This is a genomic window from Celeribacter arenosi, assembly GCF_039539485.1.
Classification (GTDB): Bacteria; Pseudomonadota; Alphaproteobacteria; order Rhodobacterales; family Rhodobacteraceae; genus Celeribacter; species Celeribacter arenosi.
The window spans coordinates 331060-355506 of sequence record NZ_BAABDF010000007.1 but is presented as its reverse complement, the minus strand read 5'-3'; the positions used below and the strand labels follow the sequence as shown (position 1 = coordinate 355506).

The following is a 24447-nucleotide window of genomic DNA, read 5'->3' as shown; positions in this document are numbered from 1 at the left end:
CCGCTACCAGAAACTCTGTGGGTCGATGTCGATCTGTAGCCGGATCGCATTCGGGATTTTCACCTGAGCCGCCCAATCGGCCAACGCGCGCTGGATCGGGGCCGATTTCTCCGCCTTTACCAAAAGCCGCACGCGGTGGCGTCCGCGCACCCGCGCGATAGGTGCGGGCGCAGGACCAAACAGCTGTGCTCCTATTGATTGAAGCGGGCGGGAATTGCGCGCCATCGCAGTGGCCACATCCATCACCTGCGCCAAATCGGGGCCGGATAGGACGATGCCCGCCATGCGCCCATAAGGCGGCACGCCGGCCATTTTGCGTTCTGCAGCCTCGGCGCGCCAAAATCCTTCTTCGTCACCCGACAGGATCGCCTGAATGACAGGATGTTCGGGCTGGTAGGTTTGCAGCAATGCCTCGCCACGCTTGGCCGCGCGCCCGGCCCGCCCCGCGACCTGGCGCATGAGTTGGAACGTGCGCTCCGCCGCCCGCAGATCTGAGCCCTGCAACCCGAGGTCGGCATCAATAACCCCGACGAGCGTAAGATTGGGGAAGTTATGCCCCTTTGCCACGAGTTGCGTGCCGATCACGATCTCGGTGTCGCCCTGTGCGATGTCGGTGATCGCCTCTTTGAGGGCGCGGGCCGATCCGAAGAGATCAGACGATAGCACCGCGACTTTGGCGTCGGGGAACAGTGCCTTCACCTCTTCGCCGAGCCGCTCGACGCCGGGTCCGACGGGGGCGAGCCGGTCCTCGGCGTCACAACTCGGACAGCGATCGGGGATCGGTTTGGTTTCCCCGCATTGGTGGCACATGAGACGTTTGAGGAACCGGTGCTCGACCATACGCGCGTCGCAGTGGTCGCAGGCGATCTGATACCCGCAGGCGCGGCAGATTGTGACCGGTGCGTAGCCACGGCGGTTCAGGAACAGCAACGATTGCTCACCGGCTTCGATCCGGTGGCGCACGGCGGCGGCAAGGCGTTCGGAGATGAAGCGCGTCGAGGGCAGCTTTTCCTCGCGCATGTCGAGCGCACGCATGTCGGGCATCACGGCGGGACCAAAGCGTGCCTCCAGATCGAGCCGCGTGTATTTTCCGGCCTCGACATTGGCCCATGATTCCAGCGACGGAGTCGCAGAGGCGAGGACCACAGTTGCCGAGCACAAAGAAGCGCGCATCACGGCCATATCGCGGGCCGAATAGAGCACACCGTCTTCCTGTTTGTAGGATTGGTCGTGTTCTTCGTCGACAACGATGAGGCCAAGGTTCTGGAACGGCAGGTAAAGCGCGGAACGCGCCCCGATCACCATCTGCGCGCCCCCTGCGCCCACCATTTTCCACACCCGCCGCCGCTCTGTCATGGTCACGCCTGAATGCCATTCGGCGGGCTTCGCGCCAAAGCGTTCCTCGACACGGGTGATGAACTCAGCGGTGAGCGCAATCTCGGGCAAGAGCACCAGCGCCTGTCGCCCTTTGGCGAGGCATTCTGCGACCGCTTCGAGGTAGACTTCGGTTTTGCCCGATCCTGTCACCCCTTTGAGGAGCGTGGTCGAATATTCCTCGCGGGCGACGGCGGCGCGCAGGGTTGTGGCGGCCTCTGCCTGTGCGCCGGTCAACTCCTTGCCTGCGCGAGACGGGTCGAGACGCATGAACGGCAGATCACGAGGACTGTCTTCTTCGCGCACCGCACCGGCCTCCACGAGACCCTTGACCACGGAGGTGGACACGCCTGCGATCTCGGCGAGTTCTTTTAACGTAAAAGACAGCCCGCGGTATTCCTCGAGCGCGTCGATCACCCGCGTGCGCGCCTCGGTTGCGCGTGCGGGCATCCCGTCGCCGCGTCGATAGACCTTTCGCATCGACGGCGGGTTCATCAACCCCGGTGCACGCGTCGCAAGGCGCAACATGGATGGCATGGGGGTGAGCGTGTAGGCCGCAACGCGTTCGAGAAAGCTGCGCATTTCCTCGCGCATCGGCGGGATGTCGAGGATGGATGAAACGCTGCGCGCCTTTGATAGATCAAAGCCGCCTTTGCCCGCCCCCCAGACACAGCCCAAGACCCGTCGCGGGCCGAGCGGCACTTCGACAAAGTCACCGATCCCGCACCCTCCCTCGGGCGATTTGTAGTCGAGCGGCCGATCCAGCGGTTCGGTGGTCAGAACGGCCACCAACGTGCCTTCGGGAAACTGTGGTGATAGTGTCATGGTGTTTTGATAGGGGTTTTGCGAATGCCGCGCCAGAACCCCTTTCGCAATGAGCGCCCATCCAGTATGTCTTCGCCGAAACAAGCCGACAGGAGGCCCTGCCAATGAAATTTTTTGTCGATACCGCCGACGTCCAAGCCATCCATGAACTCAACGACATGGGTTTTGTGGACGGCGTGACAACCAACCCGTCGCTGATCAAGAAGTCGGGTCGCGACATTCTCGAAGTGATCGCGGAAATCTGCGATTTCGTTGACGGGCCCGTGTCCGCCGAAGTCGTCGCCACCGATTACGAAGGCATGATCGCGGAGGGCAACAAGCTCGCCCAGATCGCCGACAACATTGCCATCAAGGTTCCGCTGACCATCGACGGCCTGAAGGCGTGCAAAACCTTCACCTCCGAGGGCAAAATGGTCAACGTGACGCTGTGCTTCTCCGCCAATCAGGCATTGTTGGCCGCCAAGGCCGGTGCGACCTTTATCTCGCCCTTTATCGGTCGTCTTGACGATCTGAACATGGACGGTCTCGAACTGATCGAAGACATCCGCACGATCTACGACAACTACGGCTACGAGACCGAAATCCTCGCGGCATCGATCCGCACCGTGAACCACATCTCCGATTGCGCCAAAATCGGCGCCGATGTGATTACCGCCCCTCCGGGCGTGATCAAGGCGATGGCCAACCACGTGTTGACCGACAAAGGTCTGGCGACATTCGTTCAGGACGCCAAAGACGCGGGCATCAAGATCCTCTGATCGCCGCACCAAACTTTTACGCTTTTGACCCCGTCTCATCCGTGAGGCGGGGTTTTGCATCTGTGCCACAGAGTTTGTGAACCTGCGCGTCGATACCACGAGGGATTGATCAAAACGGGGTTTCGGGGGCATAGTGGCCCCAACGGACCGGAAAACCGGCCACTACACGAGAGGCAGTATGAGCACCCAAATCCCCCAGGCGATCACGCCGCTGGCCGAAGAATTGCGCGAAAAGATCATCGCTGCGCCCGATATGATTCTCGAAGATCCGGAAGTTATGCGCGCGTTGATTGCGGCAAACGAACGGGTTTCGGGCAGCAATATCGTCGATTTGCGCGGGATTGCGATGGACCGCCTCGAAGAGCGGCTTGACCGGCTCGAGGACACGCATCGCGGTGTCATCGCCGCAGCCTATGAAAATCTCGCGGGTACGAACCAAATTCACCGCGCCGTACTCGCGCTGATGGAACCGATGGATTTCGCCGACTTCCTACGCGCTTTGGGTTCTGATGTGGCGGACACGCTACGTTTGGATGCGGTGCGTCTTTTGCTTGAGACACGGGTCGAGGACGAAGCCCCTGCCCTCAAAAGCCTTGGCGATGTCTTGGTGACCTGTGAGCCATCCTTTGTGAACACCTACATCACGTTGGGCCGCAATGTGCCTGCGCGGGGCGTTACCCTGCGCCAAGTGTCGCCCGAGACCAATGTGATTTACGGCGAAGGTGGCGAAGGCATTCGCTCCGAGGCCGTGATGCGGCTCGATTTCGGTCCCGGCCGCCTCCCCGGACTTTTGGTGTTTGGCGCCAATGACCCCAATATGTTCCGCGCCGCGCAGGGCACTGATCTTTTGACCTTTTTCGCAAGCGTCTTTGAACGCTTGATGCGCCGTTGGCTGGAATGAGCCTCGCACTTTCGGACGGTTTGCGTGATGCACTGTCCGCTTGGCTCGACCATGAACGCGCGCTCAAAGCGGCGGCAAAAAACACGATCGAAGCCTACCAGCGCGATGTCGCGGGATGGCTGTCATTTCTCGCCCATCACCAAGGCGGCAGTTTTGGATTGGCCCAGATCGGGCGACTGACAATTTCCGACATGCGGGCATGGATGGCGCAGGAGCGCGGGCGCGGTGTCGCGCCGCGATCCCTCGCGCGCAGCCTGTCGTCGGTCAAAGGATTCACCCGTTGGCTGGCGGAACGCGAAGGGTTTGACGCCACCGCGATCCTGTCCACCCGTGCCCCGAAGTATCAGCGCAAACTCCCCCGGCCACTCACCGCGCAGGCCGCGCGCAACATGATCGACACGGTCGAATTGCAGCACGGTGAACCATGGGTCGCCGCGCGCGATGCGGCGGTGGTTACGCTACTCTATGGCTGCGGGTTGCGGATTTCCGAGGCGCTGTCACTGACGGGCGCGGATCAACCCATCGGTGAGGTTCTGCGCATTCGCGGTAAAGGCGGCAAGGAACGGATCGTGCCGGTTCTTCCCGCCGCGCGCCGCGCCGTCGCGGACTATGTGCGCCATTGCCCCTTCGACCTCTCGGACGACACGCCCCTGTTTCGCGGCAAACGCGGCGGGCCGCTCAACGCGCGTCTGATTTCCAAAGTGACGGAGGCGGCGCGCCTGCAACTGGGCCTGCCAGCAACGGTCACGCCCCATGCGATGCGCCACAGCTTTGCGACCCATCTGCTCAACGCGGGCGGTGATCTGCGGGCGATTCAGGAGTTGCTCGGCCACGCGTCCCTGTCGACGACACAGGCCTATACGGCGGTCGATACCGCGCGCCTTCTCGATGTTTACGCAAATGCCCATCCGCGTGCAAAAGGGATCTGAGACCTTGCGCGCCGCTCCCCATCCTTGCATCACTTAACCATGCGTTTTTACCGCCCTTCAATGCGACAGGCGACAGCCTATAGTGTGCATGTGTTTACCGCACTCGGTGCTGCCCTCGCGATGCTCGCCGCGTTTGCGGCCGCGCAGGGTGATTGGAACACGATGTTCCTGTGGATCATTGCCTCCATGGTGGTCGATGCGCTCGACGGACCCTTGGCGCGGCGAGTGGACGTGAAACAGCACGCGGACCGCATTGATGGTGTGATCCTCGATCTGGTGATCGATTTCCTGACATGGGTGTTTATTCCGGTGTTTGCGCTGTTTGAATCGGGGCTTTTACCGGGGTGGACCGGATGGGTCGCCGCCCTCGTCATCACGCCGGTTTCCGCGCTCTATTTTGCCGACAGCCGCATGAAGACTGCCGATGGCTCGTTCGAGGGGTTCCCCGGCGCATGGTCAATGGTGGTTCTGGTCTTTTTCGCGCTCACGCCGCCCGTTTGGGTGATGATGGTGGTGATCACCATGCTCACGCCTGCGATGTTCTCGCCTCTGATCTTTGTCCATCCGGTGCGCACAAAACGGTGGCGTGTGGTCACGTTGCCGGTGGCGATTGCGTGGGTCGGATCAGCGGCTGCGATCATGGCGGGCGCGGATGCGCAGGTTCTCGTTCTGGTCCTTACAGTGACCTCGGCCTACCTTTTGCTTGCCGGATTGGTTCAGCAGTCGACATGAAAAAGGGCGCACGTGGCGCCCTCTTTTGTGTCTTGTAATTCCTAGCCCCTAGTCGAGAGCTTCTTCGCAGCGACCGCACACACCCTCATGGCTATGCGTGCCGACATCGGGCAGAATTTTCCAGCAGCGTTGGCATTTTTCGCCGTCCGCCTTTTCAAACACCACACCAATACCTGCGCTTTCGGGCAGGCGGAACGCCTCCGCCGGGGCGGGATCGCCGGTCACCGTGATATCCGATGTGATGCAGAGATCGTCGAAGGGAACAGTGTCCAATGCCGCGCGGATCGCCGCGTCTTCGACATGCACCACCGGCGCCGCCTCAAGCGAGGCCCCGATGACCTTTTCCTGACGCTGCACTTCGAGAGCTGCGGTCACGACACGGCGCACTTTGCGGATGCCGGTCCATTTGGTCGCCAGATCACCGTCGAGCCAACCGGGCGTTGCCTCGGGGAAATCGACCAGATGGACAGAGCTTTCGTCGCCGGGGAAACGTTCCAGCCAGATCTCTTCCATGGTGAAGACGAGGATCGGCGCGAGCCATGTCGTCAAACGATGGAACAGGATGTCGAGCACGGTGCGCGCGGCGCGTCGACGTGCGGTATCGCCATCGCAATAGAGCGCGTCTTTGCGGATGTCGAAATAGAACGCCGACAGATCCACGGTCGCAAAGTTGAACACGGCCTGCCAGACACCGGAGAAGTCGAAATTCCGGTAGCCTTCGCGCACGGTGATGTCGAGCTCCGCAAGGCGATGCAGGACCCAGCGTTCGAGTTCGGGCATGTCCGCCGCCGACACACGATCGGATTCGGAGAAGTCCGAAAGTGAGCCGAGCATGAAGCGCATGGTGTTACGCAGGCGGCGATAGCTATCGGCAGTGCCTTTCAGGATTTCAGGGCCGATGCGTTGATCCGCTGTGTAATCCGCCTGTGCCACCCAAAGGCGCAGGATATCGGCGCCGTATTGTTTGACGACCGTCTCGGGCACGATGGTGTTGCCGAGCGATTTGGACATCTTCATGCCCTTCTCATCCAGCGTAAATCCATGCGTGACAACGTTTTTATAGGGCGCACGGCCTTTGGTGCCGCAGGCCTGCAGAAGCGAAGAGTGGAACCAGCCACGGTGTTGATCGGTGCCCTCCATGTACACGTCCGCAATACCATCGGGCGTGCCGTCTTCGCGATCGCGCAGAACGAAGGCATGGGTCGATCCTGAGTCGAACCAGACATCGAGAACGTCGAACACCTGATCGTATTCCTGCGGATCGGCGATGCCGTCCAGCACGCGCTCTTTGAACCCGTCCTCGTACCAGACATCGGCCCCGTTCGCTTCGAACTCCGCTTTGATGCGCGCGTTCAATGCGTCGTCACGAAGCAGGAAATCCTCGGCGGTCGGAAGCGTATCTTTTTTGGTGAAACAGGTGAGTGGGACCCCCCAAGCGCGCTGACGCGAGAGCACCCAGTCGGGGCGGCCTTCGATCATCGAATAGAGGCGGTTGCGTCCCGTTTGCGGGGTCCATTTCACGAGCTGGTCGATGGAGGTCAACGCACGCGAGCGGATGGTATCGCCATGCTCGCCCATACCATCGTCGAGTTTGCGATCCACGGCAACGAACCATTGCGGCGTATTGCGAAAGATCACGGGGGCTTTGGATCGCCACGAATGCGGATAGGAGTGGGCAACGCGACCGCGCGCGATGATCCCGCCTGCTTCGACGAGTTTGTCGATCACGGCCGCGTTGGCTTTGCCTTCTTTGCCCTTCTGGTCGAAGACGCGAAGACCGGCAAAGAACGGCACGTGGGAGAGGAATTCGCTTTCCTCCCCGACGTTATGCGTCATGCGGTCGATCCAGTTGCGTTTGACAAAGACTTCGTAGTCATCTGCGCCGTGGGACGGAGCCGTGTGAACAAACCCCGTGCCCGCATCATCGGTGACGTGGTCGCCATCAACCATAGGAACGTCGTAGTCCCAGAACCCGTCGGCCCCGTCGAGACCGGCGAACGGATGGGCCAGCGTGAGGGCGGCCAGTTCATCACCGGCAACATCGCGCACACGTGTCCATTGATCGTCATCCAGACGCGCCTTGGCGAGCGTTTCTGCAGCCAGCGTGTCGGCCAACAGGTACTTGTCGCCGACCGACACCCAGGATTCATCGGGCGTGTCGGTGATCTCATAGAGGCCGTAAGAAATCGTCGGGTTATAGGCGACCGCTTTGTTCGACGGGATCGTCCAAGGGGTGGTCGTCCAGATCACGATCTTGGCCGAGGCCAGATCGCCTGTTGCACCTGACACGACGCGGAACGGCACCCATATCGTATGGCTTTTGTGATCGTGGTATTCGATCTCTGCCTCGGCCAGCGCGGTCTTTTCGACCGGCGACCACATCACGGGCTTGGAGCCCTGATAGAGCGAGCCGTTCATCAGGAACTTCATGAACTCGTCGGCGATCACAGCCTCGGCGTGGAAATTCATCGTCAGATAGGGATCGGCCCAGTTGCCGGTGATCCCAAGACGTTTGAATTCCTCGCGCTGGATGTCGACCCAGCCTTCGGCGAACTTGCGGCATTCCTGACGGAAATCGACGATCGGCACGTCGTCTTTGTCTTTGCCTTTTTTGCGATACTGCTCTTCGATTTTCCATTCGATCGGCAGACCATGACAATCCCATCCGGGCACATAGCGGCTGTCAAAACCCATCATCTGATGGCTTCGAACGATCATGTCCTTGATGGTTTTGTTCAGCGCGTGACCGATGTGCAAATGCCCGTTGGCATAGGGAGGGCCGTCGTGCAGCACGAAGGGTGTGCGCGAACCGGCCTCGGCGCGCAGCTTGTCATACACCCCGATTTTCGCCCACCGCTCTAACCAGCCCGGTTCGCGGTTGGGCAGGCCCGCGCGCATCGGAAAGTCGGTTTTGGGAAGGTTAAGTGTACTTTTGTAGTCGGGGGTGGTCGTCTCGGCGCACATGGCGGTTCTGTCCTTGGGAGGATTGGCTGTGATGGTCGAAGGCGGCGCGTGTTTCCATACGCCTTGTCCCGGCGGCTCGTGTGATCAGAGCGCCGGGCAGCTAATTCGAATAATCAAGTCAGCCTTAAAGGTCATGGGCGACCTTATAGGCCTGCAATTTGCAGGGGTAAAGGTCAGCTTTCGCCCTTTTGCGCGCGATCGAAGAGACCGGTGAGGGCCCGTTTGACCAATGCGGTGACGGAGGGCATTTTGCCGCGCGAAAACGGCAATGGACGGCACACTTCTATGGCGGCGACACCGACGCGTGCCGTAAGTGCGCCATTGACGATACCTTCGCCGAAACGACGCGACAGTTTGGATAGGACAGAGCCGCCCGCGACGGATTGAATTAGGTCATCGCCCACCGCAACCGCGCCTGTTGCCACGAGGTGGGTGAGCACCGCACGGGTAACGCGCCACGATCCCAACGTACCCGAGCGGCCACCGTAGACTTCGGCAATGCGGCGGATCATGCGCAGGTTCGATGTCAGCGCAGCGAAGACATCGGCAAGCGCGATCGGCACAAGTGCGGTGACAGTGGCCACCTGACGCGCGGCGGCTTCGACTTCGCGGCGCGCGCGCGCGTCCAGTGGGGCGAGGATTTCGACCTCCGCCAGTTCGAGCACGCCATCGGCGTCAAACACTTCTGGTGCGCGCTCTGCAAACCGTTCGCGCCCCCATGCGGTATCATCGCGGTTCGCGTAGACGGCCAAAAGGCGGTCGGACACGGCACGTGCGGCTTTTACATCGCTGTTAGCGACGGCCTCGACAGCGGCGCGGTGGATCGTGTCGATGCGTTTGAGGCCCGCGAAGGCAGAGAGCTCTTTGATCGCAATTGCCGAAAGCACCAGTATGAACGCGCCGGTCAGCGCCAGAGCGGCGTAGCCCAAAATCGCATTGCGCGCGATCAGGCTGGCGACGAAATCATAGGCGGCCAGCGAGAGCACGAAGGTAAAAAGAGCACCCAGCGTGCGCCAGAACCAGCGCACAAGAGAGGAGGGTTTGCGCGCAGCCAGCGCCGCCGCCCGCTCCATCGCGGCGGGCGCGCGGGTGGGCAGGTCGGGCACGGGCTCGGCGCTCGCAGGGGATAGAACCGCAGCGTCATCGTCCAACTCGATCAGGATCGGGCCTTTGCGGGTCATAGCTTGTCTCCGATCAAAAACTCGGCAGCACGGTCGAGGCGGATATGGGGTGGCCCCTCTCCGGGTTTGAGCGTCATGGGCGCGGGTTTGAAGCGCATGACCTCGTAGTCCCCATCGAGCCATTTTTCCGCCCCCTGACGCGCGGCCGAGAGGATATGTGCGGGATCTTCGGGCAATTCACCGGGATAAAAGGCGGCGCGTTTGCCATCTTCCGTGACGCCGCGCACACAGTCGATGTCCTGCCCATCATGGTTCACTGTTTCCTCGACGGTGGCGCGCAGGGAGGCGATGGACATCGCCGTGGTTTTGGCCCCTGCAAAATCGGCGCGGTCGCGCGCATCGCGCACCAGTGCTTCCATAATGGCCGTCAGACGGGCGTGTTGCGTGTGGTGGATATGATCGGCCTTGGTCGCGGCAAAGAGGATCTTTTCGACCCGATGCTGTCCCAGCAACGCCATGATGCGCCCAACCCGTCCGGGGCGGAAGGCGGACAGGATATCGGCCATGGTTTCACGCAGGTCTTCGACGGCTTTTGGGCCGGCATGGATTGCGCCCAGCGCATCGACGAGAACGATCTGGCGGTCGATACGGGCAAAGTGGTCGCGGAAAAACGGCCGCACGACTTCGCGTTTGTAGGATTCATAACGGCGGGCGAATTCGCGCGCCATGGACCCGCGTGGTCCGTCGGGCTGCGCAAGGGGCGCGAAGGTCAGGACCGGCGATCCCGCCAACTCTCCGGGCAAAAGGAAGCGACCCGGCGTGCAGTCGGAATACCCCGCCGCGCGGGCCCGGTTGAGATAGGACGTGAACGCTTCGGAGAGCGCCTTTGCCCCTGCCTCTTCATGTCGGGCGTTGCCATCGAAACCCTCAAGAGCGGCGAGAAATTCCGCCGATTGTTCTCGCGATTGCGCACGCTGCAATGCCTCTGCCGACCATTCGGCGTAGGTTTTTTCCATCAGGCCGAGGTCGAGCAGCCATTCGCCGGGGTAGTCCACAATGTCCAGATGCACGGTGCGCGGCCCGGAAAGCCCCGCGAGCAGACCCGTCGGGCGCACGCGGAAAGACAGGCGCAATTCGGAGACCGCGCGGGTGCTGGCGGGCCAATGCGGATCGGTGGCCGTCAGGGCGGCCAGATGCGCCTCGTAGTTAAAGCGTGGCACGGTGTCGTCGGGCTGTGGTTGCAGGTAGGCGGCGGTGATCGCGGTGGCTGGCGAAAACTGCGGCATGCGACCGCGGTCCATCAGGTTGGCCACGAGCGAGGTGATGAACACGGTTTTTCCTGCGCGGCTCAGACCCGTGACGCCGATGCGGATCACTGGCTCAAAGAGGGCTTCGTTCACACCGTCCTGCACGGCTTCCACACTGCGCAGGAGACGATCCGCGATGTCGTTGATAATCAAATGCCTGCCCTTCCAGCCTAATCTTACCCAATACATATGTCTGACAAGCTCATGTTGAAAGGTGTCATAGGGGCTTCGCCTCCCCCTTTGCAGCGCGCATCAAACGGGGTAAAGCGCGGGTTATGCCCCGTTATGCCCTCCTCATCGAATACAATGGCGCGCCTTTTTCAGGATGGCAGCGCCAGAAAGAACACCCCTCTGTCCAGCAGGCCATCGAAGAGGCGTTGCGTGTTCTCGAACCCGCCTGCGCAGGGATCGCGGCAGCGGGGCGCACAGATGCGGGGGTTCATGCCATGGGTCAGGTTGCGCATTGCGATCTGGTGAAGGAATGGGATCCGTTCCGCCTTTCCGAGGCGCTGAACTTTCACCTCAAACCTGCGCCGGTTGCGATTCTAAAAGTCGCGCGCGTCGCAGATGACTGGCACGCGCGGTTTTCGGCGACCGAGCGGCGCTACATGTTCCGCATTGTGTCGCGGCGCGCGCCCTTGGTCCATGATGCGGGATTGGCATGGCACGTTCAGCACGATTTGGACGTCGATGCGATGCAGGCGGGTGCGGACCGGCTGATCGGCAAACATGATTTCACAACGTTTCGATCCACGATGTGTCAGGCCGACAGCCCCGTGAAAACGTTGGATGTGGCACGGGTTGAGGCATTCGACATCCCCTTTGGCCGTGAATTCCGGCTGTATTTCCAGGCGCGCTCTTTCCTGCACAATCAGGTGCGGTCGTTTGTCGGCACGTTGGAGCGGGTCGGATCGGGTGCATGGGTGGCCGACGATGTGACGGCTGCGCTTGAGGCGCGCGACCGCGCAGCCTGCGGGCCGGTGTGCCCGCCCCATGGCCTCTATCTAACGGGCGTCCAATATCCCGACGACACCTTCGGCACATAGCCAAAGCCCTCCGGTCGTCACAGGGCGGCCCCATTTCCGCCCCAATCCCATTGCATCTCTAATCCCGCAACAAGGAGACGGATCATGGACTTCACAACGCTGACATTTGACCAAATTGCATTGGCGCTGATGACGTTGCTCGCTCTGCGCGAGGCTATGATCGCATTTCTCCCAGACTCCATCGCAGGCCCGGGCGGATGGCTCGTGGACACGACGCCTGGCGATCACGCGTAAGGCGTGCCGCATTCTTGGGCAGATGTTTATGCCCATTCCTGATTGCCTCAAAAACTGTCTGTAGGGTTCTGCACCACATTGAAATGCAGGGGTATGTCTGTTTTTGTCGGGGTCAAACCTGATTGAAACGGAAAGATGCACCGGCACCATGGCCAAAGCCAGATCCCAGTTCGCCGACAAACTCGATGCGCTCATCGAGCTGATTTACCCAGACCATGAAGCTGTCGCGCTCCGGTCCGACATTATTTCGGCGTTCTGGCCCGACGGGACCAACCGGCGCAATCGCACCCGACAAGACGGCACGGGCCTGTGGAGCGAAAAAGACACGCTCGTCATCACCTATGGCAATACTTTCGTCGACGGGCGGCACAAACCGCTCGACCTGCTGCATGATTTTCTGTCGCGCTATCTCAAAGGCGTGGTGAAGGGCGTGCATATCCTGCCGTTTTTCCCGTTTACCTCGGACGATGGCTTTGCGGTCACCGACTACCGTGTGGTGAACGGGCAATTGGGCGATTGGGAGGACATTGAGCGGATTTCGGGCGAGTTCCGGTTGATGTCCGATCTGGTGCTCAATCACGTCTCGTCGATGTCGCATTGGTTTTCGGAGTACCTGCAGGGGCATGAGCCCTACGACAAATTCTTTGTCGAAGCGTCGCCCCAAGACGACCTGTCCGACGTAGTTCGCCCACGCACATCGCCGCTTTTGCGCGAGGTGGAAACCGCGAATGGCACGCGCCACGTCTGGTGCACCTTTAGCCATGACCAGATCGACGTGGATTTCCATAACCCCGAGGTCCTCTTCGAGTTCCTGCGGATCATGCGGCTGCATATTGACCATGGTGTGCGGATTGTTCGTCTGGATGCCGTTGCCTTTATCTGGAAAGAGCTCGGCACGTCGGGCGTTCACCTCCCCCAGACACATGCCATTGTCCGATTGATGCGGTTGTTGTGCGACTACGCCGAAGAGCCTGTGGTTCTGCTGACCGAAACCAACGTGCCCAATTCGGAGAACCTCAGCTATTTCGGCAACCGCAACGAAGCGCATATGATCTACAATTTTTCGTTGCCGCCGATCCTGCTGCATGCGTTGCTGTCGGGCTCGTCTTTGCATCTCAATCAGTGGCTGATGCGGATGCCGCCGGCGCAACTGGGCTGTGCCTATCTCAATTTTTCGGCCTCCCATGATGGCATTGGCGTGCGCGGGGCAGAAGGATTGCTGAGTGGCGAGGAATTGGGGCAGGTCATCGGCTGCGTGCGCGATTTTGGTGGATTGGTTTCCATGCGCGCCATGCCCGACGGGTCAGAGAAGCCATATGAGCTCAACATCACCTATTTCGACGCGCTCAAAGGCACGATTGGCGGCGGCGAAGACGGGCTGCAGCTGGCGCGATTCCTGTGTTCGCAGACGATCGTTATGGCGCTGGAGGGCGTGCCTGCGTTTTACATCCATTCGCTTCTGGGCACCGGAAATGACCACGATGGGGTTGAAAAGACCGGCGTGAAACGGGCGATCAACCGGCATCGATGGGATTACCCCGCGCTGCGAGAGTTGCTCGGCGATCCCGAGAGCACGACATCTGTTCTACTGGCCGCGATGAAGGACCGGATCGCTGTGCGCACAGCGCAAAAGGCGTTCCACCCCAATGCGACCCAGTTCACCATGCAATTGGGCGAAGAAATTTTCGGCATCTGGCGACAATCGCAAAGCCGCGACCAATCGATCTTTGCACTGCACAACATGACCGACCGTGAGATTGAAATACCGCTTATTTCAATCAACATGATCGATGGCGAAGACTGGTACGACCTGATCGCGGGCGAACGCATCGACCCGCGCGGACATCATGTTACCTTTGCGCCCTATCAGTGCCGCTGGATCACCAACCAGTACTAACGCCTAGGCGGCTTTCCATTTGATGGAGCACCCCATCGACCCGATCTGGTCGCGCGGTCCTTCGCCGGTTTCGACAACGGCCTTCATTGCCTCAAAGAGGTCTCGACGCACATCCGCGTCCGCAGGGCGTGCGCGTGATGCATCAAGCCGCCCGCGATATTGCAGCCCGAGATTCGCGTCAAAGCCGAAGAAATCCGGTGTGCAGACCGCATCATAGGCGCGCGCGACGGATTGATCTTCATCGTGCAGGTAGGGAAAGGGAAACCCGCGTTCCTGCGCCATGGTTGCCATGTTTTCGAAACTGTCGGCGGGATGGGTCGTCGCGTCGTTGGAACAGATCGCGGCAACACCAACACCCATCGACTGCAGCTCTTTCGCATCACGGATGAGCCGGTCGAGAATGGCGAGCACATAGGGGCAATGGTTGCAGATGAAGACGATGAGTGTTCCACGCTCACCCGCCACATCGGACAGGCTATAGGTCTTTCCATCGGTTGCCGGCAGGGTAAAATCCGGCGCGCGCCAGCCAAAGTCACAGATCGGCGTTCTAGTAGCCATTTGTCTCTCCCGTTTTGATTTTGCCACAGGGTAGCGCCGCGCAACTTAATGGCAAAGGGTTGCTTGGGCTCGGGGCTTCTTTTCGTGCCGCCAAAAAAACCAACAGCCCATCGTCTGTCGCGACGGAACCGCCGCCGATGATCATGTTTCCCGTCAAAGAAGCTTGTGGAGATAATTTTTTTACCAATAGGATGATTCCTATTCCGGAAACGGATCCCAAAAAACAACAGGGAGACAAATATCATGACACGTAAATCAATTCTTCTTTCCGCGCTCTTGTCGACAACGCTTGTCGCCGGCGCCTATGCCGCAGATTTGCCGGCGGGAACCGACCTCGCCGCAGACCAGACATTCACCTACCGCGTGCTGGACGAGTTTTCGTCCTTCGATCCGCAGGTCGTGGAAGATGTCGAAGGCGCCAACGTCGTGCGTGACCTCTTCGAAGGGCTCTATAACCAAGACGCAGACGGCAACCTTGTCCCCGGTGTCGCGCTCTCCCACACCGTGAGCGACGACAACATGACCTATACCTTCACGCTGCGCGACAATGCGAAGTGGTCGGACGGTAAACCTGTGACGGCGGGTGATTTCGTCTACGCATGGCAGCGCGCCGTGGCGCCCGAACTGGCTTCTCCCTACGCGTGGTACATGGAACTGATGTCGATCGAAAACGCCTCTGCGATCATCGCAGGCGAGAAACCGATCACCGATCTGGCTGTTGAGGCCCCTGATGATCACACCTTTGTTGTGCATCTGTCCCAACCCCTGCCCTACTTCGCCAAAATGGTGACGCATGGCACCACCTTCCCCTCGCCGAAATGGGCAATCGAAGCTCATGGTTCGGAATGGACACGTCCCGGCAATATCGTCTCCAACGGCGCCTATGTTCTGACCGAGCACGTTCCCAAAGAGCGCTCCGTGCGCGAGCGCAATACGATGTATTGGGACAATGAGCACACCGTTCTCGACAAGGTTGTGACACTGGTCATCGGCGACGATGCGCAGGCGCTCACCCGTTACCGCGCAGGCGAAGTCGAGAAAACCGACATCCCCGCCGGTCAGTACCCAGCGCTCGCCGAAGAATTCCCCGAAGAAGCCTACGCCCTGCCGCGGCTTTGTAACTACTACTTCACGTTCAACATGTCCGACACCGGTCCCGAAGCGTTCAAGGACGTGCGGGTTCGTCAGGCGCTCTCCATGTCCATCGATCGCAACGTGATCGTGGATCAGGTCCTGCAGGGCGGCCAGTTCCCCGCCTACACGTTCACCCCTGCCGCTACGGCCGGTTTCGAAGTACCTGACGTGGCCTATGCAGGCATGACGCAGGCTGATCGTGACAAGATCGCCAAAGAACTGCTTGCCGAGGCCGGTTATGGCGAGGGCGGTGAGCCCCTGTCGTTCACCTATCTCTACAACACCTCCGACGCCCACCAGCAGGTCGCGATTGTTGCCTCCCAGATGTGGAAGCAGAAACTGGGCGCTGAAGTAACGCTGGAAAACCAGGAATGGAAAGTATTCCTCGAAAACCGTGGCGCGCAGAACTTTGAAATGGCGCGCGGCGCGTGGTGTGGTGACTACAACGAAGCCTCCACTTTCCTTGACCTGCTGACCTCGCCTTCGGGCTACAACGACGGCAAATACTCCAACGCGCGTGTTGACGAGCTGATGACCACTGCGAAATCCTCGCAGGATACCCAGCCGCTCTACACCGAAGTCGAGCAAATCCTTGCCGACGAAATGCCGGTTGTGCCGGTCTATCACTACTCCACAAACATCATGTTGAAGGACTCGGTCGAAGGCTGGCCGATCAACAACGTGGAGCAGAACTGGTATTCCAAAGACCTCTATAAGGTCGCAGGCGAATAATCCCGCTCTGACAAACTGCTAATTCAGTGATACGAAAAACTCCTCCGCCCCACATCGGGGCGGAGGGGCATCCGGAGGTTCAATGCTAAGTTACACCCTGCGTCGCATCCTTGCGGTCATTCCGACGCTCCTCATCCTGATCGTCATTTGTTTTTATCTCATGCGCCTCGCCCCCGGCGGTCCGTTCACGTCCGAAAAACCACTGCCCGATGCGGTGATGAAAAACGTGCTCGAACGCTACGGTCTTGACGAGCCGCTGCACGTCCAGCTCTGGACCTACATGAAGAATATCCTGCTGCATTTCGACTTTGGCCCGTCGTTTGCACAGAAGGATCGCACCGTGAACGACGTGATTTCCCACGGCTTTCCGGTCACGATCACCTATGGTTTCTGGTCGGCGGTCTTCGTTCTGCTCTGCGGAATTCCCCTCGGCGTGATTGCGGCGTTGCGCCACAACTCGTTCTGGGATTACACCATGACCGGCCTCGCAATTTTCAGCCAGATCTTCCCCAACTTCGTGCTCGCCCCCCTCATGGTGCTTCTCTTCACCCTATGGCTTGGCCTATTGCCCGGTGGTGGCTGGAACGGTGGGCAGTGGGCCTACATCGTCATGCCTGCGATCGCGCTCGGCACCTCCTACATGGCCTCTGTGGCACGTTTGACGCGGGGGTCGATGCTGGAAACGCTCAATTCGCCGTTCATCCGGACCGCGCGCGCCAAAGGGTTGCCGGAGCGCACGATCATCTGGCGGCACGCTCTCAAACCTGCGCTTTTGCCCACCATCGCCTATATGAGCCCGGTTTTTGTCTACATGATCACCGGATCGGTTTTTATCGACGTGTTCTTTTCGACGGGCGGGATCGGACAGGACTTTATTGATGGCGCCTATAGCCGCGACTATTCCATGTTGCTCGGCCTCGCGATCCTCTATTCCGTGCTGACATTCGCGCTCAACCTCGCCGTCGATCTGATCTATGCGTGGATTGACCCCAAAGTGAGGGCCGGCCTGTGATCTCCCCTAAAAAAGCACTCTCTTCGCCCGAAACCACGACCGCGCTCGCCGAACAGATGATCGTCAGCCGGTCGTTTTGGGCCGACGCGCGCATCCGTTTTTTCCGCAACCGGATGGCGGTTGTGTCGATCTTCATGCTCTTTTGCCTCGTTCTATTTGCGATCTTTGGCCATGCCTTGGCGACGTGGTCCTATGAAGAGATCGATTGGTCCCTTCTGGGCAAGATCAAAACCGAAGGTGGACCATCGCTCAGCAACGGGCATTATTTCGGGGTCGATGAACTCGGTCGTGACCTCTATGCGCGCGTGGTCCAGGGGTCGCGCACATCGCTGTTGGTCGGGTTTATCGCGGCGATCCTCGCGGTGGGGCTGGGCGCGACTTTCGGTGCGATTGCGGGCTACTATGGTGGCCGTATCGACCAGATCATCATGGGTGCCTACAACATCACCCTGTCGATCCCGTACATCATCTTCTTTGTCGTCTGGCAGGCTTTCTTTGGCCGCGATCTGATCCAGATGATCCTCGTTATGGTGATCATCAACTGGACCGCCGGTCTGTTGATCGTGCGCGGTCAGGTGAAGATGTTGAAGAACCGCGAATTCGTTGACGCCGCACGGATGCTTGGCATGTCGGATTTCAAAATCATCACGCGGCACATTCTGCCAAACATGCTCTGGGTCATCATCATCTATATGTCGATCACCATCCCCGAAACGATCATGTACGAGAGCCTCGTGTCGTTCCTCGGCGTCGGGATTCAGGAACCCAACACCTCGTGGGGCGCGTTGATTTCCCAAGGTGCGGGAACAATGACCTTTGGCACGCTCTGGCAACTCGCATTTCCGGCGATCTTTTTCGTGATCGCGCAGGTCTCACTTTACTACATTGGCGACGGTTTGCGCGACGCGCTCGACCCGAAGGAGCGCTGAGCATGTCCCTATTGTCTGTTCAGAACCTGAACATCCGGTTTTCCACCAACGACGGCGCGGTCTACGCCGTCAACGACGTGAGCTTTGATATCGCGGCGGGCCAAAAGCTCGCCATTGTGGGCGAAAGCGGATCCGGCAAGAGTCAGATCGCCCTTTCGGTCATGGGCCTTTTGGCCAAGAACGCGCAAACCTCCGGTCAGGTCATGTTCGATGGGCATGACCTGCTGACGCTGTCCAACACCGAGATGAACAAAATCCGGACCCGTGAAATCGCGATGATTTTTCAGGACCCGATGTCGTCGCTCAATCCCTACATGCGCATTGAACGCCAGTTGGGCGAGATTGTTGAACACCACGAAGGCGTGCGCGGTGCTGCTCAGCGCAAACGCGTGCTGGATGTCATGGATGCGGTTCAGATACCGGATGCCAAAAACCGGCTGCGGGCCTATCCACACGAGTTTTCGGGCGGGATGCGCCAGCGGATCGTGATTGCGATGGCGCTCATCTGCAATCCGCGCCTGATCCTCGCCGACGAGCCCACGACGGCGCTCGATGTTACCGTGCAGGCCCAGATCATGAAGCTACTGGACGAAATCCAGCGCGACATGGGCACCTCGATTGTCCTCATCACCCATGACCTCGGCGTGGTGGCGGGCTTTTGCGAAGACACCCTCGTCCTCTATGGCGGCCGCGTGATGGAAACCGCGCGCACAGAGGCGCTCTTCGAGGCTCCGACGCACCCCTACACGCGGGGGCTTTTGCGCGCGGTGCCAAACATCACCGACCCCTCGGAAACCCTCACATCCATTCCCGGTAGTCCGCCGAACCAGATGAAGTGGCCCGAATTCTGCCCCTTCGCCCCGCGATGCCCTGATGCAATCGCGGCCTGCCACACCACCCTGCCGGTCCTTGAAAACGGGCGGGCCTGTATCCGCTCCGTGGAGGAGATTGCATGACCACCCCTCTCCTGTCGGTGCGCGATCTGCGCGTCTCTTTCGCCGCTCCCCAATCAAAGAAATGGCCATGGTCGCCTGCAAAACGCGTGAACGCTGTGAATGGTGTGTCTTTCGATTTGCCTGCGGGGAAAACGCTCGGCGTTGTTGGGGAAAGCGGCTGTGGGAAGTCCACGCTCGTGCGCGCCATTGCGGGTCTCTATCCGCCGACATCCGGCGACGTGACCTTTGACGGAAAACCGGTCGACTACACCAACCGGCGCGAAACCAACGCGCTCAGATCGCGGATGCAGATGATCTTTCAGGATCCGATCGCCTCGCTCAACCCGCGCATGAACATTCGCGAAATCGTCACCGAGCCGTTGCGCGTGTTCCGCCCTGACATGACTGCTCAGGCGCAAAAAGAAGCAGTGCGGGCCATGCTGGACCGTGTCGGCATCGCCGAGCGCAATTTCAATCGCTACCCGCACGAGTTCTCCGGCGGGCAGTGTCAGCGAATTGGTATCGCGCGCGCGCTGGTGACCGAGCCGGATATCCTTCTGTGCGACGAACCGGTTTCGGCGCTCGACGTGTCCATTCAGGCACAGGTCATCAACATCCTCAAAGAGCTCCAAAAGGACATGGGGCTGACCCTGGTTTTCGTCGCCCATGATCTCGGCGTGGTGCGTCACATCTCGGACGAGATTTTGGTGATGTACATGGGCGGTGTGATGGAACATGCGCCTGCCGCAGATCTGGTCGCCGCGCCCCAACACCCTTATACCAAGGCGCTGTTTTCCGCGGTGCCGGTGCCGGACCCGAAGGTCACGACAACGCCTGAGGTGCTCGACGGGGACTTGCCAAGCCCTCTCGACCTGCCGGAAGGGTGCCTGTTCCAGTCCCGTTGCCCGCGTCGCATGTCCCGCTGTGCGACGACCCGCCCTGCATTGCGGCACGTCGGGCAATCTAAAGTCGCCTGTCTCCTTTACGAACCTGAGCCCGCCGCGATCTGATACTTTAGTGACGGTGAACCGTATCTGCGGCGGACACTCGCGACGGCGCGCATGGGCATTATTTATGGACTCCTAGAAGTCTCACGCCTATGGCGATGCAGCATCTCGCCAAGGACAACCATGACTGTCACAACCTACCCAAGCCCGAACTTGTCGCATCGTCGTGCTGATTTCGCCGTTCATCTGGCTAGCACGGTGCTGATTTTGGTCGCGGGTGGCCTGCTGTTGCGGGAAGCTTACGAGCGGCTGGACAGCAGGTTGATCGGCGCCGTGGCCGTGTATGTGGCCTGCGCGCTGGCTTCCAATCTTGCGTCTTGGACCTACCACTTCGCACCCCTGCATGCGCATCGCCAAAGGCTGCGCCGCGTTGATCATGCCGCGATCTACCTCAGCATTACGGGCACCTTCACACCGTTTTTCGTGCAGGCCAGCACCAGTTGGACACTGACCGTTTTGTGGATTTGTTGGGGTTTGACGGCGGTGGCCATTGTCAAAAAGGTGACGGACGAGAACGTCAAATCGAAATGGTCAACGGCATCATATCTCGGTCTCGGGGCCGTTGGGCTGAGCGCATTACCCGAGCTTTCGGATGTGCCCACACGGACATTGTGGTGCATTCTGGGTGGCGCGGTTTGTTATGTGTTTGGCACCACATTCTATGTCAGGAAATCCATGCCCTATCGCTACGCTATTTGGCACATCTGGGTGACCTTGGGCGCGATTTTCATGTTTGCGGGGATTTGGATTGCGTTGTTTTAGGACGCGGGTGCGGACGTCAGATGCAATAGCACCCAACGTCCTCGTTTCTTGAACCCATCAGTCGGAGATGGAGCCCTCTTCGTCGCGAGGACCGTGCATTTTCGATTTGACTTTGCGCCCCACGATGAGCGGCAAGATGAATCCCACAATCGCGATCAGCCATAGGGTGATGGACAGCGGACTATCGATCAAGGTCATCCAGTCGCCATTGTCGATAGTGATCGCCCGTCTGAGGTTATTCTCCATCGAGTTGCCGAGAAGTGTGCCCAGAATGATCGGCACCAAGGGCACGTCGAATTTGCGCAAAACCCACCCCATAACGCCAAAGCCGATCATCACCATCAGGTCGAAAGACGACCCCGAGATGCCATAGATCCCGACGAAGGAAACCATCGCGACGATCGGCATCAGGATACGTGGGGGCACCATCAAAACGCGGGTAAACAGGCCCACCATCGGAATGTTCATCGCCAAAAGCATGAAGTTCGCGATGAAAAGCGCCGCGATCAGGCCCCAAACCACGTCGGGGTTCTGGGTGAACAGCAGCGGCCCCGGTGTGATATTGAGCGACAGGAGGACCGCGAGTAGCACAGCCGTGGTGCCCGATCCCGGCACGCCCAGCGCCAGCATCGGCACGAGCGCACCACCAGCGGCAGCGTTATTACCCGCCTCTGGCGCCGCCACACCGCGCGGATCGCCTTTGCCAAAGGTCTTACCGTCTTTGTCCACCAGACGTTTCTCGAACGAATAGGAGATAAACGACCCGAGCGATGCGCCGGCTCCGGGCAAAACACCCGCAACGAACCCGAGAACCGTCGAGCGGGCCATAGTCGGTGCGGTTTCTTTCAGCATCGACAGGGGCGGCGTGAGGCGCCCGACTTTGATCTTGGCGGCTCTGCCGTCGGCTTCCCCATGACGGTGTTCCAGAAAAATGAACACCTCGGAGAGGGCGAACAGACCAACGATGGCCACGAGGAAATCCAACCCGTCATAGAGGTGGACCTCCCCGAAGGTGAACCGCGGAACACCGGTTTGCGTATCGACGCCAATCATCGCGAGACCGAGACCAAGTGCCGCCGCGAAGGCCGATTTGGCCTGGTTCGTCGAAGACACGCCCCCGAGCGTCATGAAGGCCAGCGCAAAGAGGGCGAAGTATTCGGCAGGTCCGAACAGAAGCGCAATCTTCACCAACTGCGGCGCGAGGAATATGAGCCCCCAAGTGGCAAAGAACGCGCCCACGAAGGAGGCGATACCCGACAGGGTCAGGGCTTGACCGGCCATCCCCTTTTGCGCCATCGGATGACCGTCCAGACAGGTCATCATCGCCGGTTCATCGCCGGGAATATTAAGCAGGATCGACGAAATCCGGCCCCCATACATAGCCCCGTAGTAGACCGACGTGAGCAAGATGAGCGACGGCGTCGGGCCCAGTCCGAGGGTAAATGCCAGAGGGATAAGAATGGCGACACCATTGGACGGGCCGAGGCCGGGAAGCGCGCCCATTATAGTGCCGAGGAAACAGCCCAGAAGGGCGAGGAACAGGTTTTGCCACGTCAACGCGATAGCAAACCCGTCTGCGAGTGAGGCGAGAGTCTCCATGTGGATGTCTCCTAAAAGCCGAGGGGACCACGTGCGAGCGACAGGCCCAGCACGAGATGGAAAATGACGTAGATTCCGACGGATGTGCCGATGCCCGTTGCAATCGAGGCGAGCACACCGGAGCCAAGGCGCCACGTCAGGTATGTCGCCGCGAGAGCCGTCGCAAAGACAAAGCCCATGACGGGCAGCATTTGCGCATAGAGCCCCATTACAACGACCGCGCCGAGGATTTCAACCAACCGGCCAAGCGGCGGCCATGTAGGATCGGCATCGGGTTTGAGGACAATAGCAATGGAACTCAGCCCCAGAACCGTTGCGATAATCAGGGGAAAGGCCTTGGGCCCGACTGCGTCGGACAGGAAGCTTTCTTCGATCGCGAGAGCGGCAAAGGCAAAGCCGATCGCGACAAGCAGGCCGATAACGCCAAAAATTCGATCACTCATAGGGAACTCCTTTTTTGGTGACACGGGTCATGTCCATGGCGGGAAAAGCGAGGCGCCGCATTTTCATGCGACGCCAATCAAGTAAGCTCAAACCAAATGGCTTACTTGATGATGCCGATCTCTTTGGAAATCGCCTGAATTTGGGCCACACTATCGGCCACGAAGGCTTGGAATGCGTCGCCTTGCAGGTCGAGCGGTGCGAGACCGTTGTTGGCCATGACTTCTTTCCACTCAGGTGTGGCGTAGAGGTCCGCGATTTTGCCAACCCAGGCTGCGTAGGCCTCGTCGCTCATGCCGCCGGGGGCGTAAAACCCGCGCCAGTTGGCGCCAATCGCGTCAACGCCCTGTTCTTTTGCTGTTGGGAAGTCCGCGAAATCGCCGGGAAGGCGTTCGGGCGAAAGCACGGCCAGCACACGGATGTCGCCGCTGTCCACAAACCCTTTGGCCTCCGAGATGTCGCCGGTAAAGGCCTGAACCGAACCTGCTAGGAGCTGCGTCACAGCCTCGCCGCCGCCGTCAAAGGCGATGTATTTCACCGAGCGAACGTCTTCGATGCCATAGGCGTTGGCTGCGATCAGGACCTTAAGGTGGTCCCAGCCGCCCACGGCAGAGCCGCCAGCCACAGAGATGGTTGTCGGATCACTTTTGATCATGTCGAGCAGCGCAGGAAGATCGGCAATTTCGCTATCTGCGGCGACAGCAATAACGCCATAGTCTGCACCGATGGACGACAGCCAACGCACCTGATCCATCGAGTTGCCCGGATAGGCGCCTTGGGCCAGACGGGTTGCGGTCGCGGCAGAGGCGGCCACGATCAGGTCGTTGTCATCGCCGCGCTTGTTGACGACTTCGGCGAATGCCACGCCGCCACCGCCGCCTGCGAGGTTCACAACCTGCATGGTTTTTTCCAGAAGCCCGCGATCCTGAAGGGATTTACCAACCTGACGGCAGGTGAAGTCCCAACCACCACCGGGGTTTGCGGGTGCGATACATTCGGGGTTTTCGGGGGTGAACCCTTGGGCGAAGGCGCCAAAGGTGGACGCGCCGAGCAGAGCCGCAGCGATCGTGAGGCGGGTTGCCTTGAATTTCATGTGATAACTCCTCCACATTGATATTTTGTCGGACTGTGTGGCCGCCCGAACGCCTGAGCCATCGCTCCGCGGTTTGCGGACTCCTCGCGATTGGCTGATAAAGGGATATGTTCTTTAGCTGTCGTGAACCTGTCACTTTACGAATTCAGCCATTGGT

21 protein-coding genes are annotated in these 24447 nt (G+C 59.8%); 13 read left to right on the top strand and 8 right to left on the bottom strand.

Translation table 11 applies throughout. The annotated features are described in order from the left end of the window. Positions 1-3: 3 nt before the first annotated feature. A complete protein-coding gene (locus ABD815_RS09325) occupies positions 4-2199 on the bottom strand; it encodes a primosomal protein N' (protein WP_344846602.1) in 2196 nt (731 codons plus the stop codon). A 104-nt stretch (positions 2200-2303) separates the two neighbouring features. Here ABD815_RS09325 and fsa point away from each other — a divergent pair, with 104 nt between their 5' ends. From fsa to ABD815_RS09305, 4 genes are all read left to right on the top strand, one after another. Next, complete coding sequence (fsa, locus tag ABD815_RS09320; protein ID WP_344846600.1) at positions 2304-2957, top strand: fructose-6-phosphate aldolase; 654 nt, start codon at positions 2304-2306, stop codon at positions 2955-2957. A 178-nt stretch (positions 2958-3135) separates the two neighbouring features. Beyond that, complete coding sequence (locus tag ABD815_RS09315) at positions 3136-3858, top strand: DUF484 family protein (RefSeq protein ID WP_344846598.1); 723 nt, start codon at positions 3136-3138, stop codon at positions 3856-3858. Further along, positions 3855-4787 (top strand): tyrosine recombinase XerC, encoded by a 933-nt coding sequence (locus tag ABD815_RS09310; RefSeq protein WP_344846596.1) that lies wholly within the window; start codon positions 3855-3857, stop codon positions 4785-4787. Before ABD815_RS09315 ends, ABD815_RS09310 begins: the two co-directional genes overlap by 4 nt. A 60-nt stretch (positions 4788-4847) precedes the next feature. After that, complete coding sequence (locus ABD815_RS09305; RefSeq protein WP_344846594.1) at positions 4848-5519, top strand: CDP-alcohol phosphatidyltransferase family protein; 672 nt, start codon at positions 4848-4850, stop codon at positions 5517-5519. Between the two features lie 48 nt (positions 5520-5567). Here ABD815_RS09305 and ileS read toward each other — a convergent pair whose 3' ends face one another. The 3 genes from ileS to ABD815_RS09290 all read right to left on the bottom strand — a co-directional run bounded on the left by ileS (position 5568) and on the right by ABD815_RS09290 (position 11064). Further along, positions 5568-8483, bottom strand: coding sequence for an isoleucine--tRNA ligase (gene ileS, locus ABD815_RS09300; RefSeq protein ID WP_344846592.1), 2916 nt, complete (start codon positions 8481-8483; stop codon positions 5568-5570). 173 nt (positions 8484-8656) lie between these two features. After that, positions 8657-9664 carry a YcjF family protein gene (locus ABD815_RS09295; protein ID WP_344846590.1) on the bottom strand — a complete coding sequence of 336 codons (1008 nt, stop codon included), beginning with the start codon at positions 9662-9664 and terminating at the stop codon, positions 8657-8659. Beyond that, the gene (locus ABD815_RS09290) at positions 9661-11064 is read right to left on the bottom strand and encodes a YcjX family GTP-binding protein (RefSeq protein ID WP_344846588.1); all 1404 of its coding nucleotides are present in this window, start codon (positions 11062-11064) and stop codon (positions 9661-9663) included. Before ABD815_RS09290 ends, ABD815_RS09295 begins: the two co-directional genes overlap by 4 nt. 122 nt (positions 11065-11186) lie before the next feature. Here ABD815_RS09290 and truA point away from each other — a divergent pair, with 122 nt between their 5' ends. The 3 genes from truA to ABD815_RS09275 all read left to right on the top strand — a co-directional run bounded on the left by truA (position 11187) and on the right by ABD815_RS09275 (position 14088). Continuing rightward, the gene (gene truA / locus ABD815_RS09285; RefSeq protein WP_344846586.1) at positions 11187-11957 is read left to right on the top strand and encodes a tRNA pseudouridine(38-40) synthase TruA; all 771 of its coding nucleotides are present in this window, start codon (positions 11187-11189) and stop codon (positions 11955-11957) included. Between the two features lie 84 nt (positions 11958-12041). After that, positions 12042-12191: a hypothetical protein gene (locus ABD815_RS09280; protein WP_344846585.1), complete on the top strand. Its 150-nt coding sequence runs from the start codon at positions 12042-12044 to the stop codon at positions 12189-12191. A gap of 148 nt (positions 12192-12339) precedes the next feature. Further along, positions 12340-14088, top strand: a complete 1749-nt coding sequence (locus ABD815_RS09275) for a sugar phosphorylase (protein WP_344846583.1) — start codon at positions 12340-12342, stop codon at positions 14086-14088. A gap of 3 nt (positions 14089-14091) precedes the next feature. Here ABD815_RS09275 and ABD815_RS09270 read toward each other — a convergent pair whose 3' ends face one another. Continuing rightward, positions 14092-14646, bottom strand: coding sequence for a thioredoxin family protein (locus tag ABD815_RS09270; RefSeq protein WP_344846581.1), 555 nt, complete (start codon positions 14644-14646; stop codon positions 14092-14094). Positions 14647-14889: 243 nt separating this feature from the next. Here ABD815_RS09270 and ABD815_RS09265 point away from each other — a divergent pair, with 243 nt between their 5' ends. The 6 genes from ABD815_RS09265 to trhA all read left to right on the top strand — a co-directional run bounded on the left by ABD815_RS09265 (position 14890) and on the right by trhA (position 21157). Beyond that, entirely contained in the window at positions 14890-16512 is a 1623-nt protein-coding gene (locus ABD815_RS09265) for a peptide ABC transporter substrate-binding protein (RefSeq protein ID WP_344846579.1), read from the top strand. 82 nt (positions 16513-16594) lie between these two features. Next, positions 16595-17524, top strand: a complete 930-nt coding sequence (locus tag ABD815_RS09260) for an ABC transporter permease subunit (RefSeq protein WP_344846578.1) — start codon at positions 16595-16597, stop codon at positions 17522-17524. After that, positions 17521-18453, top strand: coding sequence for an ABC transporter permease (locus ABD815_RS09255; protein WP_344846576.1), 933 nt, complete (start codon positions 17521-17523; stop codon positions 18451-18453). The genes ABD815_RS09260 and ABD815_RS09255 overlap by 4 nt, the downstream gene beginning before the upstream one ends. A gap of 2 nt (positions 18454-18455) precedes the next feature. Next, the gene (locus ABD815_RS09250; protein ID WP_344846574.1) at positions 18456-19409 is read left to right on the top strand and encodes an ABC transporter ATP-binding protein; all 954 of its coding nucleotides are present in this window, start codon (positions 18456-18458) and stop codon (positions 19407-19409) included. Further along, the gene (locus tag ABD815_RS09245) at positions 19406-20398 is read left to right on the top strand and encodes an ABC transporter ATP-binding protein (protein ID WP_344846572.1); all 993 of its coding nucleotides are present in this window, start codon (positions 19406-19408) and stop codon (positions 20396-20398) included. Before ABD815_RS09250 ends, ABD815_RS09245 begins: the two co-directional genes overlap by 4 nt. Positions 20399-20518: 120 nt before the next feature. Beyond that, a complete protein-coding gene (gene trhA, locus ABD815_RS09240; protein WP_344846571.1) occupies positions 20519-21157 on the top strand; it encodes a PAQR family membrane homeostasis protein TrhA in 639 nt (212 codons plus the stop codon). A gap of 57 nt (positions 21158-21214) precedes the next feature. On the opposite strand, the gene ABD815_RS09235 is transcribed toward trhA, so the two are convergent. From ABD815_RS09235 to ABD815_RS09225, 3 genes are all read right to left on the bottom strand, one after another. Then, a complete protein-coding gene (locus ABD815_RS09235) occupies positions 21215-22756 on the bottom strand; it encodes a tripartite tricarboxylate transporter permease (protein ID WP_344846569.1) in 1542 nt (513 codons plus the stop codon). A gap of 11 nt (positions 22757-22767) precedes the next feature. Then, positions 22768-23199, bottom strand: a complete 432-nt coding sequence (locus ABD815_RS09230) for a tripartite tricarboxylate transporter TctB family protein (protein WP_344846567.1) — start codon at positions 23197-23199, stop codon at positions 22768-22770. 101 nt (positions 23200-23300) lie between these two features. Continuing rightward, entirely contained in the window at positions 23301-24290 is a 990-nt protein-coding gene (locus ABD815_RS09225; RefSeq protein ID WP_344846565.1) for a Bug family tripartite tricarboxylate transporter substrate binding protein, read from the bottom strand. Positions 24291-24447 lie beyond the last annotated feature (157 nt).